Origin of the sequence: Pseudomonas sp. GV071 (assembly GCF_003050835.1) — a bacterium.
Lineage (GTDB): Bacteria > Pseudomonadota > Gammaproteobacteria > Pseudomonadales > Pseudomonadaceae > Aquipseudomonas.
This window is the reverse complement of record NZ_QAOJ01000005.1, coordinates 322,124-333,941: the sequence shown is the minus strand read 5'-3', so window position 1 is coordinate 333,941 and position 11,818 is coordinate 322,124. Positions and strand designations below refer to the sequence as shown.

At 62.8% G+C, this 11,818-nt stretch carries 16 protein-coding genes; 9 read left to right on the top strand and 7 right to left on the bottom strand.

Translation table 11 applies throughout. The annotated features are described in order from the left end of the window. Positions 1–12: 12 nt before the first annotated feature. From C8K61_RS12055 to C8K61_RS12040, 4 genes are read left to right on the top strand one after another with little or no spacing between them, the layout of a single operon-like run. The gene (locus tag C8K61_RS12055; RefSeq protein WP_108096503.1) at positions 13–1,023 is read left to right on the top strand and encodes a class 1 fructose-bisphosphatase; all 1,011 of its coding nucleotides are present in this window, start codon (positions 13–15) and stop codon (positions 1,021–1,023) included. Between the two features lie 3 nt (positions 1,024–1,026). Continuing rightward, positions 1,027–1,629, top strand: a complete 603-nt coding sequence (locus tag C8K61_RS12050) for a DUF924 family protein (RefSeq protein WP_108096502.1) — start codon at positions 1,027–1,029, stop codon at positions 1,627–1,629. Between the two features lie 57 nt (positions 1,630–1,686). Continuing rightward, positions 1,687–1,941 (top strand): outer membrane protein assembly factor BamE, encoded by a 255-nt coding sequence (gene bamE / locus C8K61_RS12045; RefSeq protein WP_108096501.1) that lies wholly within the window; start codon positions 1,687–1,689, stop codon positions 1,939–1,941. A 13-nt stretch (positions 1,942–1,954) separates the two neighbouring features. After that, positions 1,955–2,515: a lipocalin family protein gene (locus tag C8K61_RS12040; protein ID WP_108096500.1), complete on the top strand. Its 561-nt coding sequence runs from the start codon at positions 1,955–1,957 to the stop codon at positions 2,513–2,515. 110 nt (positions 2,516–2,625) lie between these two features. Here the strand turns inward: C8K61_RS12040 and C8K61_RS12035 are convergent, their stop codons facing one another. Continuing rightward, on the bottom strand, positions 2,626–3,021 hold the full coding sequence (locus tag C8K61_RS12035) for a DUF2141 domain-containing protein (protein WP_256589413.1): 396 nt from the start codon (positions 3,019–3,021) through the stop codon (positions 2,626–2,628). Positions 3,022–3,110: 89 nt separating this feature from the next. On the opposite strand from C8K61_RS12035, the gene C8K61_RS12030 reads away from it, so the two are divergent. From C8K61_RS12030 to C8K61_RS12015, 4 genes are all read left to right on the top strand, one after another. Next, positions 3,111–4,028: a hypothetical protein gene (locus C8K61_RS12030; protein ID WP_108096498.1), complete on the top strand. Its 918-nt coding sequence runs from the start codon at positions 3,111–3,113 to the stop codon at positions 4,026–4,028. 77 nt (positions 4,029–4,105) lie between these two features. Then, entirely contained in the window at positions 4,106–5,263 is a 1,158-nt protein-coding gene (locus C8K61_RS12025; protein WP_108096497.1) for a beta-ketoacyl-ACP synthase III, read from the top strand. Beyond that, a complete protein-coding gene (locus tag C8K61_RS12020) occupies positions 5,253–5,663 on the top strand; it encodes a hypothetical protein (protein ID WP_108096496.1) in 411 nt (136 codons plus the stop codon). Before C8K61_RS12025 ends, C8K61_RS12020 begins: the two co-directional genes overlap by 11 nt. Then, a complete protein-coding gene (locus tag C8K61_RS12015) occupies positions 5,660–6,661 on the top strand; it encodes a BtrH N-terminal domain-containing protein (RefSeq protein WP_108096495.1) in 1,002 nt (333 codons plus the stop codon). Before C8K61_RS12020 ends, C8K61_RS12015 begins: the two co-directional genes overlap by 4 nt. A 108-nt stretch (positions 6,662–6,769) precedes the next feature. Here C8K61_RS12015 and C8K61_RS12010 read toward each other — a convergent pair whose 3' ends face one another. Genes C8K61_RS12010 through C8K61_RS11985 form a run of 6 tightly spaced genes read right to left on the bottom strand, consistent with a single transcriptional unit; the run spans position 6,770 to position 11,143 of the window. Continuing rightward, positions 6,770–7,327, bottom strand: coding sequence for a hypothetical protein (locus tag C8K61_RS12010; RefSeq protein ID WP_108096494.1), 558 nt, complete (start codon positions 7,325–7,327; stop codon positions 6,770–6,772). After that, entirely contained in the window at positions 7,324–8,436 is a 1,113-nt protein-coding gene (locus tag C8K61_RS12005; protein WP_108096493.1) for a beta-ketoacyl synthase N-terminal-like domain-containing protein, read from the bottom strand. The genes C8K61_RS12010 and C8K61_RS12005 overlap by 4 nt, the downstream gene beginning before the upstream one ends. Further along, the gene (locus C8K61_RS12000; RefSeq protein ID WP_108096492.1) at positions 8,433–8,699 is read right to left on the bottom strand and encodes an acyl carrier protein; all 267 of its coding nucleotides are present in this window, start codon (positions 8,697–8,699) and stop codon (positions 8,433–8,435) included. The genes C8K61_RS12005 and C8K61_RS12000 overlap by 4 nt, the downstream gene beginning before the upstream one ends. Then, on the bottom strand, positions 8,681–9,862 hold the full coding sequence (locus C8K61_RS11995; RefSeq protein ID WP_108096491.1) for an ABC transporter permease: 1,182 nt from the start codon (positions 9,860–9,862) through the stop codon (positions 8,681–8,683). The genes C8K61_RS12000 and C8K61_RS11995 overlap by 19 nt, the downstream gene beginning before the upstream one ends. Beyond that, positions 9,859–10,743 carry an ABC transporter ATP-binding protein gene (locus C8K61_RS11990; RefSeq protein WP_108096490.1) on the bottom strand — a complete coding sequence of 295 codons (885 nt, stop codon included), beginning with the start codon at positions 10,741–10,743 and terminating at the stop codon, positions 9,859–9,861. Before C8K61_RS11990 ends, C8K61_RS11995 begins: the two co-directional genes overlap by 4 nt. Next, a complete protein-coding gene (locus C8K61_RS11985) occupies positions 10,736–11,143 on the bottom strand; it encodes a beta-hydroxyacyl-ACP dehydratase (protein ID WP_108096489.1) in 408 nt (135 codons plus the stop codon). Before C8K61_RS11985 ends, C8K61_RS11990 begins: the two co-directional genes overlap by 8 nt. A gap of 109 nt (positions 11,144–11,252) precedes the next feature. Here C8K61_RS11985 and C8K61_RS11980 point away from each other — a divergent pair, with 109 nt between their 5' ends. Next, positions 11,253–11,807 (top strand): isoprenylcysteine carboxylmethyltransferase family protein, encoded by a 555-nt coding sequence (locus C8K61_RS11980; RefSeq protein WP_108096488.1) that lies wholly within the window; start codon positions 11,253–11,255, stop codon positions 11,805–11,807. Positions 11,808–11,818 lie beyond the last annotated feature (11 nt).

Below are 11,818 nucleotides of genomic sequence, written 5' to 3'. Positions count from 1 at the left end.
CTGGAGCCGTCCATGTCCCGCGTTACCCTCAGCCGCTACTTGATCGAGCAGACCCGAAGCAACAACACTCCCGCCGATCTGCGCTTCCTGATTGAAGTGGTCGCGCGTGCCTGCAAAGAGATCAGCCATGCGGTATCCAAGGGCGCCCTGGGTGGCGTGCTGGGCAGCATGGGCACCGAAAACGTGCAGGGTGAAGTGCAGAAGAAGCTCGACGTGATCTCCAACGAGATTCTCCTCGAAGCCAACGAATGGGGCGGCCACCTGGCCGGCATGGCGTCCGAAGAAATGGACAACGCCTACCAGATCCCCGGCAAATACCCGAAAGGCGCCTACCTGCTGGTGTTCGACCCGCTGGACGGTTCCTCCAACATCGACGTCAACGTCTCGGTCGGCACCATCTTCTCGGTGCTGCGTTGCCCGGACGAGTACCTGAGCCAGAACGACAGCCTCGACGAGCAGGCCTTCCTGCAGCCAGGCACCAAACAAGTCTGCGCCGGCTACGCCATCTACGGCCCGCAAACCATGCTGGTACTGACCCTGGGTAACGGCGTCAAAGGTTTCACCCTGGACCGCGAACTGGGCAGCTTCGTGCTCACCCACGACGACATCCGCATTCCGGAAAGCACCGCCGAATTCGCCATCAACATGTCCAACTCGCGCCACTGGGAGCCGCCAGTCAGCCGTTACGTGGAAGAGTTGCTGGCCGGTGAAGAAGGCCCGCTGGGCAAGAACTACAACATGCGTTGGGTCGCGGCCATGGTTGCCGACGTGCACCGTATCCTCACCCGCGGCGGCCTGTTCATGTACCCACGCGACTCGCGTGAGCCGAGCAAGCCGGGCAAGCTGCGCCTGATGTACGAAGCCAACCCGATGTCGTTCATCGTCGAGCAGGCGGGCGGTGTGTCCACCAACGGGCTGGAGCGCATTCTCGATATCCAGCCGACGTCCTTGCACCAGCGTGTGGCGGTGTACCTGGGCTCGAAGGAAGAAGTCGAGCGCGTCACTGCCTACCATCAGGCTTAAGCCATGAGCGCCCCTTGGCAGCCGTTGCTGGACTGGTGGTTTGGTCCCGGTGAGACGGTGGCCGAGGTGGCGGCCGGTCAGCAAGGCCTGTGGTTCGGCAAGCAGGATAGCCAGGACGACTACGCCCGCGAGTACTTTGCACCTTTGGTGCGCCAAGCGCTGGCGGGTGAACTGGACGCCTGGACCGAGACCGCCGAGGGTTGGCTGGCGCTGATCCTGTTGCTCGACCAGCTGCCACGGATGATTTACCGCGACAGCCCTTTCGCCTATTCCGGCGACGCGGGCGCCCAGCAATTGGTCGCCCGTGGTCTGGCTGCCGGCTGGGAGCAGGCGCTGGCACCGCTGGAGCAAACCTTTGTGTACCTGGTGCTGGAACACCACGAGGACCTCGCCAGCCAGAACCTGGCTATCGAGCTGTTCGGCGGCTTGCTGGAGCAGGTCGGTGAGGAAGAGCGTGCCTACTTCGTCAACACCTTCGACTACGCTGAACGTCATCAGCGTGTGATCGCCCGCTTCGGGCGTTTTCCTCATCGTAATCAGGCACTTGGCCGCGACAGTACGGCTGAGGAAATTTCCTATCTCAAGGAGCCCGGTTCCGGCTTCTGACGTCCAAGCAGGCAGTTGCCCGTCGCCTGCCCCCTTTCCCTGCCTTGGAGTTTTTTCATGACCCTGCGTCGCTTCCTTTTGCTCTCGGTCTGCGTATTGATCACTGCCTGCAGCAAGGTCAATCAGGACAACTACTCGAAAATCACCGTCGGCATGAACAAGGCCGAAGTGGAAAACCTGCTCGGTACTCCCTCCGACTGCTCGGGCGCCTTGGGCCTGTCGAGCTGCACCTGGGGTGATAAAGAGCGCTACATCAGCATTCAATACGCCGGCGACAAAGTGGTGGTGTTCGCGGGCCATGGCTTGAAATAAGGAGGGACGTTTTATGCGTTTTTTTCTTTCGCTGTGCGCCAGTACGCTTTTGCTGGCCGGTTGCGCCAATTCGGGTACCGGCTCGGTGCCGCCCAAAACCGTGGATAAGGTCGACCTCGAACGTTACCAGGGCACCTGGTACGAAGCGGCGCGCCTGCCGATGTTCTTCCAGCGCGACTGCGCGCAATCCGAAGCCCATTACACCCTGCAGGCCGATGGCAAGGTTGGTGTGCTGAATCGCTGCCGCACCCTTGAAGGTAAATGGCAGGAAGCCAAGGGCGAGGCGGTGCCGCAAGTCGAGGGCAAGACCGACAAGCTCTGGGTGACCTTCGATAACTGGGTCAGCGATGTGCTGCCGGGCGTCGCCAAAGGCGAATACTGGGTGCTGTACCTGGATGACGACTACACCACTGCGCTGGTCGGTAGCCCGAACCACGACTACCTGTGGTTGCTGTCGCGTACACCTGAACTCAAGCCCGGCATGAAGGACAAACTGCTGGATGTCGCCAAAGGCCAAGGTTATGAAACCGGCAAGCTGATCTGGCGTACGCCGGATGGGTCGATCAAGAAGTAACTCGTCTTGTTGTAGGCAGGTCCGTAGGAGCGGCTTCAGCCGCGATGCTCTTGATCTTTGCAGCATGAGATCAAAAGCTCGCGGCCAAAGCCCCTCCCACAACAGCTCGTTCAGCGTTTGGCCTTCGGTGATTGCAGTTTGATCTGCACTTCCGTATCGCCGCTTCCATGCTCAAACCCACACTTCAATGGCGTCGGCTTACCCATCAGCAGCGCCGGGTTGGCAGAAAATCCCACCGGCTCCAATGGCACGCCACGCGGGCTCAGGTCCAGTTGGCCATTGCCATTGCTGTCCTGAAACAGCTGCAGCGCATACCGCCCCGGCGGCAGGTTGCGCAGGCGTATCGTGCGCTCGCTGCTGTGCACTTCGCGCAGCGGCGTTGGCGGCCAGCCCTGCTGCTCGGCAAACACCAAGGCCAGGCCAAACTCGCCCTCGGCCTGAACGCCATCGATCTTGACCACAATGTCGCCCGCCACGGCCTGCGCCCCGACGAGTAACAGGAACAAGCCGGCAGATCTGGCCAGCTTGGTTACAGAAGGATGATTTCGGTGTGGCATAATTCCGGCACTTTTGTGATGCAAGGATTGCGCGCGTTATGCGTCAGGTGTTGGTGGTTCACTATTCGCAGACAGGGCAGTTGAGCCGACTGGTCAATGCCGTGTGCGGCCCGCTGCAACAGCAGAGCGACATTCAGGTGGACTGTCTGGCCATTGAGCCCGCGCAACCTTACCCCTTTCCCTGGCCGTTTCTCAGCTTTTTCCGGATATTCCCGGAGACCGTGCTGATGCGCCCGCAGCCGCTGAAACCCTTGGCGGTCGATCCTGACAAACGTTACGACCTGATCATTCTGGCCTACCAGGTGTGGTTCCTCACGCCTTCGTTGCCGATCACCAGCTTTCTCGCTTCGCCCGAAGCCGCGCGCCTGTTGCGCGATACGCCGGTGGTGACGGTGATTGGCTGCCGCAACATGTGGCTGATGGCCCAGGAAAAACTCAAAACCCGCCTCAACGAACTCGGCGCACGCCTGCTCGACAACGTCGCCCTGACCGATGCCTGTGGCACCGCCGCGAGCTTTCTGAGCACCCCGCTGTGGATGTTCACTGGCCGGCAAAAGCCCTACAGCTGGGTGCCGCGTGCCGGCATCGATGACGCCGAAATCGCTGCATCCGGCCGCTTTGGCGAGGCCATTGCGCAGCGCTTGAACCGCGATCAACTACCGCTGACCGAGCCCATGCTGCAAGGCCTGGGCGCGGTGCGGGTGGACGAAAAACTGATCGGCAGCGAAACCGTCGGCAACCGCAGCTTCCAGTTGTGGAGCCGCCTGCTCGCCGCCATCGGTCCGCAGCAAAGCCTGCGCCGTGGCCTGGGGCTGGTGGTGTATGTGGTCTTTCTGCTGTGCCTGATCATTACCGTGGTGCCCCTTGGCGCCGTTCTGAAGAAGCTGTTGGCGCCGGTGTTCAAGGCCCGTACCCAGCGGCAGAAAGCCTACTTTGCCGGCCCGTCTGGTGAGTGATGAGCGCCGTCGCCGTGCCGCTGGCACCGCCGCGCGCGCCCTGAAGTGACTCGAGCAAGCATCGAAAAGGAAGTACCGTGGTTCAACCCGTATTCATCAACCGCATCAGCGCCTTTCTGCCCCATGAGGCCGTCGACAACGACAGCATGGAAGCGCGCCTGGGCCTGGTCGGTGCGCGGCCTTCGCGGGCTCGCAAACTGGTGCTGCGCAGCAACGGCATTCAAAGCCGCCACTACGTGATCGACCCGGCTACCGGCGAGCCAAGCATGACCAATGCCCAGGTCAGCGCCGAAGCCATTCGCGGCCTGGCCGGCGACGGTTTCGAGCTCGACCAGCTCGACTGCCTGGTGGCCAGTAGTTCCTCGCCGGACCAGGTGATGCCCAACCACGCGGTGATGGTGCATGGCGAGCTGGGCAACCCGCCGTGCGAGGTGGTGTCCACTGCCGGTATCTGCCTGTGCGGCATGAGCGCGTTGAAATACGCCTGGCTCAGCGTCGCCAGCGGCGAAAGCCAGAACGCCGTGGCCTGCGGTTCGGAAGTGGCCTCGGTGCTGATGCAGGCGAAGAACTTCAACGCCGAATACGAAAGCCGTGTCGACGAGCTGGAAAACCATCCGGAAATCGCCTTCGAAAAAGACTTTCTGCGCTGGATGCTCTCCGACGGCGCCGGCGCCGTTCTGCTGCAACAGCAGGCTAATCGCCAAGGCCTGAGCCTGCGCATCGACTGGCTGGATATCTATTCCTTCGCTGACCAGATGCCCGCCTGCATGTATGCCGGAGCCGATATGGTCGACGGCCAGCTCAAGGGGTGGAGCCGCTATGACGCCGACGGGCGCAACCGCCACTCGGTGATGGCGATCAAGCAGAACGTCAAACTGCTCAACGACAACATCGTCAAATACACCGTCGAGCAGGCGCTGCAGCGGATCATGTCCAAGCGTCGCCTGCATGCCGACGAGATCGACCTGTTCCTGCCGCACTATTCCTCGGAATTCTTCCGCGAGCGTCTGGCCGTCGGCCTGCGTAACGCCGACTTGCCGATCCCGCAGGAGCGCTGGTTCACCAATCTCACCAGCAAGGGCAACACCGGCGCGGCGTCGATCTTCATCATGCTCGAAGAGCTGTTCAACGGCGGCCGCCTGCGCAGCGGCCAGCGCCTGCTCTGCTACGTGCCCGAAAGCGGGCGTTTCTCCAGTGCCTTTATGCATCTGACGGTGGTTGGCAATGAAGCTTGATGAGGTGCCGCAAGACCACAGTTCCACCTACGGTGGCCACAGCAAACTGGTCTACGCGGTAGACGCCAACGGCCATTACCAGGGCTCGCAAAGCGATGGCTGGGAACCTGAGGCCTACGCCACTCAGTTGGCCGTGCAAGAGCTGGAAGACCTGGCTGCCGATGCCAATGCGGCCTGGCAGCGTGGTGAGCTGTCGCCGCTGAAATTTCTGATGTACCGCTACCGTCTGGATGAACCGGCGCTCGCGCAGATCACCGGGTTGTGGCAATGGCGGATTCGCCGGCACTTTCGCCCGACGGTGTATCAGCGCCTGTCGCCGGCGATTCTCGGCCGTTATGCCGACGCTTTCGGTTTGCCGCTGGCCGACCTGACTCAGTATCAACACAAGGACAAGGCATGAGCAGTTTCCAACACCGCCAGAGCGCCCACTGCGAAAGCGGCGTGATGGCCAGCCTGCTGACCCATGCCGGCCTGCCCATGAGCGAGCCGATGGCCTTCGGGTTGGCCTCGGGCCTGGCGTTTGCCTACCTGCCCATCGTCAAACTCAGCGGCATGCCGCTGATTGCCTATCGCATGCCGCCCAAGCACCTGATCAAAACCCTGAGCAAACGCCTGGGCGCCACGCTGCACACGCAAACCTTCGGTAAACCCGAGCAGGGTCGCTTGGCCCTGGACGCGGCCCTGGACAGCGGTCGCCTGGCCGGCCTGCAGAGCTCGGTGTTCTGGCTGCCGTATTTCCCGCCAGAAATGCGCTTTCACTTCAACGCCCACAACCTGTTGGCCTATGGCCGTGAAGGCAATGACTACCTGATCAGCGACCCGGTGTTTGAAGAACCGGTGCGCTGCGCCAGTGAAGACCTGCAAAAAGCCCGCTTCGCCAAAGGCGCTCTGGCGGCCAAGGGCCTGATGTACTGGCTGGACGATGTGCCGCTTGCGCAGGACTGGAACAAACTGATCCGCCAGAGCGTGCTCTCCACCACGCGCATTCTCGACGGCATGCCATTGCCGTGGATCGGCATTCGCGGCATTCAGCACCTGGCCAGCAAAGTCGAACAGCTCGACCCCAGCCAGGTGAAATACAACCGCCTGTACCTCACCCATATCGTGCGCATGCAGGAAGAAATCGGCACCGGCGGCGCCGGCTTCCGCTTTATGTACGCGAGCTTTTTGCAGGAAGCGGGGGAGAAACTGGGCGACGCCAACTTGCGCGAAGCCTCGGCGCAACTCACCGCGATTGGCGACAACTGGCGGCAGTTTGCCTCGGCATGTGTACGGGCTAGCCGGAGTAAAACCGAAGCGCCGAATTTCGCCCCGATTGCGGATGCGTTGCGCGGGATTGCGTTGCAAGAACGCGCTCTGATGAAAGAGCTTGGCGCCTGGGCCAAACGTAGAGGCTGAAGCCTCGATGCTTTTGATCTTGTAGGAGCGGCTTCAGCCGCGATGTTTTTGAGGGTAAAAGCATCGCGGCTAATCGGAATGCCGCCCAGCCGCTCCTACGGTACCGAGTTAGGCGAGGTTGAGGTGTTGCACGGCGGTCTCAGCGGTCAGCTCGGCAAAGCTAATCGCAGCCAATTCCCCATCCCCCTCCAGCAACACCCCCTGCACACAAAAATCCCCACACTCATCCACCACCAGCAACAACGCCTGACTGATCACCCCCGCCTGCACATCCGTCCGCGCCAACCGCAGCAACTGCGACCACACCCGAGGCCCGGCACCGATAAACAGGTTCGGCCCTTCCAGCCCAAACTGCTGCGCCACATGAAAACCGGCGGCGTTGCTCACGCTATTCACGAACTCGAACGGCTTGGGTTGTTTGTACTGCACGCACACCGCTTCCAGCAGGGCGATCATGGTCGGCCTGGCGGGGTGGCGGGAGGCGAGGTACAGGCCGCAGTCGCTGCGCACCTGCTCTTTCAGCGCCGCAGCACCGAGCAGGGCCTGGAAGATCAGGCGGTCGATACGCCGTGGCGGGTTGCTCAACCACTGGCCCAGCGCAGCCTTCAGGTCCTTGTCGCTGGTGCTGGCCGAGCCACGGATTTCGCTGGCAGCGATCACCTTCATGACGCACCTCCCACGCACTGCAACACCAGGCTGGCGTTGTTGCCGCCAAAGCCGAAGAAGTTGGCCAGCAGCACGGCGTTCTCGTTCAACACCACCGGTTCGCCGCTCAATGGCAGGCTGGCCTCGGCCGCATAGTCCAGCCCCGGCAGTTGCTGCTGTTGCAGGGCCTGCATCAGCAGCAAGGTTTCACTCAGCCCGCAGGCGCCGAGGGTGTGGCCGAGCCAGGGTTTGAGCACGCACAAGGCCGGCATCTTTTCGCCATACAGGCTGAGCATGCCGTTGCGTTCGGCGTGGTCGTTGGCCTGGGTGGCGGTGCCGTGCAGTTTGACCAAGGCGACATCGTCGGCATCGCGTTGCGCGCTTTTCAGCGCTTGTCGCATGACCCAGTTGATATGGCTGCCGTCTTCGCGGGTGGTGGTCAGGCTGCTGGTGTCGCAGGCACTGAAGCCGCCGAGCAAACGGGCCAATGGCGCGTCGCCGGGTTCGAGCGAGAGCAGCGCGGCGGCGTAGGTTTCACCCAGTACGAGGCCATCGCGCTCCGGATGAAACGGCCGGTAGTGGCCACTCGGGCTGAGCAAATCGAGGGCGCCAAAACCCTGCATGGCCAAGGCGCTGGGCGTTTCGAACGCCAGCACCACGGCGCGGGCGAATGGCCCGCTGGCCAACAGGCGGGCGCCGTACAGCAAGCCGTTGGCGGCGCTGGTGCAGGCGGTGTTGAGGGTAAAGGCATCGGCAAACCCCCAGCGGCTGCGCAGCTGTTCGGCCTCCAGGTCCAGCGGCGTGGAGTCGCTGGGGAGAAATTGCCCTTGGTCGCCGGCCAGTGTTTCCAGCGCGGTGATATCCAGGCTGGTGCTGGCAACGATCAACAGGCAGTCGCTCAGCGCACCGTGATCGGCGCCGAGGGCCTCAGCGACTACGGCATCCAGGCGCTGGTCGAGGCTGACGTCGTCGCCAGGCACATTCAGGTAGGTGCGCGGTTGCCGCAATTCGTGCAACGCGAATGGCCGGCCCTCGGCGCGTTGACCACCTGCCATCGCCTGGCTGGCGCCGACCAGGTCATTGCTCAGGGCGCACTGCAGGGCGCCGCGTTGCAGGTACACCGGGGTCACTGCGACTGCCTGATATAGGCCGCGATGGTGGCGATGGTATTGAGAATGCGGCGGCCGTCTTTGGCCCCTTCGATGCGCACGTTGTAGTGCTGCTGCAGCGCCAGGGACACCTGCAGGGCATCCAGGCTGTCCATCTGGATGCGGCTTTTCGGGCCGAACAAGGGCTCATCGTCGGCGATGCTTTGCCAGTCGATATCGTCTTCCTTGTCGCATTCGCGGATCAGCAGCTGCTTGAGCTGTTGTTCTAATAGTGTGTGGTCCATTGCGTGTGCTGCACTCGCTGCTTGAACAGGAACAACCCCAACGAACCGAGCACGGCGGCAAGCAGCAGCAGGCGCAGGCAGTAGGGGGCGATGTCGGCCAGTGAGCCGTGGCCCACCAGCAGGGTGAGAAAGGCGTCCAGCGCCCAACTCATGGGAGACACTTCGGCCAGTTGGGCCATGGCCGCCGGCATCACGCTCTTGGGCACCATGATGCCGCCGATGGCCGCCAGCAGAATATTGATCCCGCCGCCGAGCAGCAGCGCCTGTTCGGCACTGCGCGCCACGGCGGCGAGCAGCAGCCCGAGGCAACTGGTGGTGAGGGCGATGCTGACGGCCAGCAGCAGGTAGGCGACCGGGCTACCGGGCAAGCTCAACGGCTCCAGGCCCAGGGCCGGCAAACCATAAACCCCGAGCGCCAGCAGCAAGACGAACTGCAGCAGATTGAGTGCCATATACGGCAGCACCTTGCTCAGCACCAGGGTGCGCAGGCTCAGCCCCAGGCAGCGCAGACGCAGCAGCGTGCCGCTCTGCTGCTCGCGCTGAAAACCGCCAGCCATCGGCAGCACGACGAAGAACATGCCGAAGATCAGCCAGGCCGGCACGCTCATTTGTGTGGCATTGGCCTGGCTGCTGAGGTCGCCATTGGCCAGTTGCTGCTGCTCGTCGATCTGGCTTTGGGTGCGCTGCTGAATCAGCTCCAGGCGCTCGGCGGCGCTCAGCTGTGGGGCCAGCGCGCCGCTGTCTTGCAGGTAGGCGAGCAGGCGGGTCTGCGCCAGGGCGATGCTGACGGCGCTGTGCAAACGCTGGCGTGAGAGGCGATCGAACTGCGCCGGGAAACTCAGGCTCGGGCCCTGGTGCGGGGTGGCCAGTAAGGTGTCGGAGAAGTCGGCGGCCAGGCGGACGGTGGCCCGGTTGGCGCCCTTGTCGATCTGGCTATCGGGCAATTGAGCCTGCAACGCGGTGCGGAAAAAGTCGCTGGCTTCGCTGTGCTGCGGCACGTCGAGGCTGAGCTGCAGCGGCGGCAAACGGTCCTGCATATAGCTGGACATGGCGCCGGCCATCAGCAGCAGAAACAGCGCCGGCATGATGAACAGCACCGCCAGCGCATGCGGGTCGCGAACCAGCAGCAGGCCTTCTTTGCGCATCAGCGCGAGCAGTCTCATAGCTGGCCTCCATTGAGGCGCAGGTACAGCTGTTCCAGCGATGGGCGACCAAAACGCATCAGGGTGGGCAGCGGTGATTGGCTGGCGACGAAGTCGCTGATCACCGCCAGTTGGCTGCCATCCAGCGCGGCGATACGCAGGCCCCTGGGCAGCAATTCGGCGTTCAGTTCCAGGCGGGTGAGCACGGCGGCCAACCCGGCTGGCGGTTGATCGGGCCATTCCAGCAGCAAGCCATGGTCGGCGCCAAGCAACTGGGTGGTGTCGAGGTCCAGACGCACCTGGCCTTCGTGCAGCAGCAGAATACGCTGGGCCACGCGCTCGACTTCTTCCAGGTAATGGCTGGTGTAAATCACGGCCTTGCCGGTGTCGGTCAGTTGCTCGACCGCAGCCAGCAGCAATTGCCGGCTCTGCGCGTCGACACCGACTGTGGCTTCGTCGAACAGGTAGAGCTGCGCCGGTTGCAGCAGACCGATGGCGAAATTCAATCGGCGTTGCTCGCCCCCGGACAGGCTGTCGGCGCGGCGCTGCAACTTGTCGCTGAGCCCCGTGCAGTCGATGCACAGCTGCAAACGCTCGCGGCGCTCAGTGCCACGCAGTTGATAGAGGTCGGCAAACAGCTTGAGGTTTTCGCCCACCTTCAGGCCGGCATAAAACGCCAGCTGTTGTGGCACCAGTGCCAGGCTGCGGGGGCCATGCCAGCTAAGCTCGCCTTGCTGTGGGCTGAGCACGTTGCTGAGCAGGGAGAGCAGGGTGGTTTTGCCCGCGCCGTTGCTCCCCAGCAGGCCCAGGCATTGGCCGGCGTGCAACTGCAGATTGATGTTCTGCAAGGCCGCACGTTCGCTGCCTGGGTAGCGGTAGCCGAGGTTGCGCAGCTCAAGCACGGACCAGCACCAGCAGCAATTTGCCGTCCAGTAGCAGTTGGTCTTTGGCGTGAATGCTGAAGGCGTAAAGGGCGCCGGCAGGGCTCAGGGCTTCCTGGGTGGCGGCAACTAGCAGCGCACCGCAACGCTCGGCCGGTTCATGGTGCAATTGCAGTTGCGAGAGCTTGCCGACCAGGGCCATTTCAATGGCACTGTCGTCGCCGTATAGGGCACCATGCGCGGCACACAGCTGGGCGGCGGCTTCGAACAGCAGGCAGGGCGAGGCGTCGGTACCGAACGCGGCGAGGTACTGCCAGGCACTCAGGCCCTGAATGCGCAGGGCGTCATGCTCGAGCAGGCAGTCCAGCCAGAGGGCGTTGCCCTGATGGGGCAACAGCGTGTGCAGTTCGGTGCGATCCATTGCGTGCCGGGTAGGAATTTTCAAAGGCCGGCAGTGTAACAGAGGGCCTGCAAGCGGCGCAGCGCCTGAGGCGAGCCTGCTTCGTCGGGCGCGATAAAAGGAGAGGGGTATGTGGCAACAATGGCTGGCGTTCGCCGTGGGAAGCGGCGTGCTGGTGGGGATTTCCTGGCGGGCGATGAGCCATCCGCAGTCCCATGGGTTTTACCGCTTCTGGGCCTGGGAGCTGATGCTGGCGCTGCTGGTGCTGAACGCGCCAGTGTGGTTTTTCGACCGTTATTCGTGGCACCAGGAAGTGTCCTGGGTGCTGTTGTTTCTGTCGCTGGTGGTGCTGTTTCTGGGCATCTATCAACTGCGCCGCGATGGCCGGCCGAACGCCGAACAACGTACCGATGAGGAGCTGTACGCCTTTGAGCGCACCTCGCAGCTGGTCACGGGCGGCATCTACGCACTGATTCGCCACCCGCTGTTCTGCTCGTTGCAGTTGCTCAACTGGGGTATCTGTTTCAAACAGCCGGGGGTGTTGACGGTGTTGCTGGCGGTGGGGGCGAGTGTGTTTCTGTACCTGGCGGCCAAACGGGATGAGGCTGAATGCACCGAGTTTTTTGGTGAGGCGTACCGCGAATACATGCAGCGCACCAAGATGTTTGTGCCCTACGTGTTCTAGCGGAAGCGGGG

Excerpts from the sequence above, each read along its gene's own strand:
- C8K61_RS12055 (WP_108096503.1), top strand. The coding sequence starts at position 13 with ATGTCCCGCGTTACCCTCAGCCGCTACTTGATCGAGCAGACCCGAAGC.
- C8K61_RS12050 (WP_108096502.1), top strand. The coding sequence starts at position 1,027 with ATGAGCGCCCCTTGGCAGCCGTTGCTGGACTGGTGGTTTGGTCCCGGT.
- bamE (WP_108096501.1), top strand. The coding sequence starts at position 1,687 with ATGACCCTGCGTCGCTTCCTTTTGCTCTCGGTCTGCGTATTGATCACT.
- C8K61_RS12040 (WP_108096500.1), top strand. The coding sequence starts at position 1,955 with ATGCGTTTTTTTCTTTCGCTGTGCGCCAGTACGCTTTTGCTGGCCGGT.
- C8K61_RS12030 (WP_108096498.1), top strand. The coding sequence starts at position 3,111 with ATGCGTCAGGTGTTGGTGGTTCACTATTCGCAGACAGGGCAGTTGAGC.
- C8K61_RS12020 (WP_108096496.1), top strand. The coding sequence starts at position 5,253 with ATGAAGCTTGATGAGGTGCCGCAAGACCACAGTTCCACCTACGGTGGC.
- C8K61_RS12015 (WP_108096495.1), top strand. The coding sequence starts at position 5,660 with ATGAGCAGTTTCCAACACCGCCAGAGCGCCCACTGCGAAAGCGGCGTG.
- C8K61_RS12010 (WP_108096494.1), bottom strand. The coding sequence starts at position 7,327 with ATGAAGGTGATCGCTGCCAGCGAAATCCGTGGCTCGGCCAGCACCAGC.
- C8K61_RS12000 (WP_108096492.1), bottom strand. The coding sequence starts at position 8,699 with ATGGACCACACACTATTAGAACAACAGCTCAAGCAGCTGCTGATCCGC.
- C8K61_RS11995 (WP_108096491.1), bottom strand. The coding sequence starts at position 9,862 with ATGAGACTGCTCGCGCTGATGCGCAAAGAAGGCCTGCTGCTGGTTCGC.
- C8K61_RS11985 (WP_108096489.1), bottom strand. The coding sequence starts at position 11,143 with ATGGATCGCACCGAACTGCACACGCTGTTGCCCCATCAGGGCAACGCC.
- C8K61_RS11980 (WP_108096488.1), top strand. The coding sequence starts at position 11,253 with ATGTGGCAACAATGGCTGGCGTTCGCCGTGGGAAGCGGCGTGCTGGTG.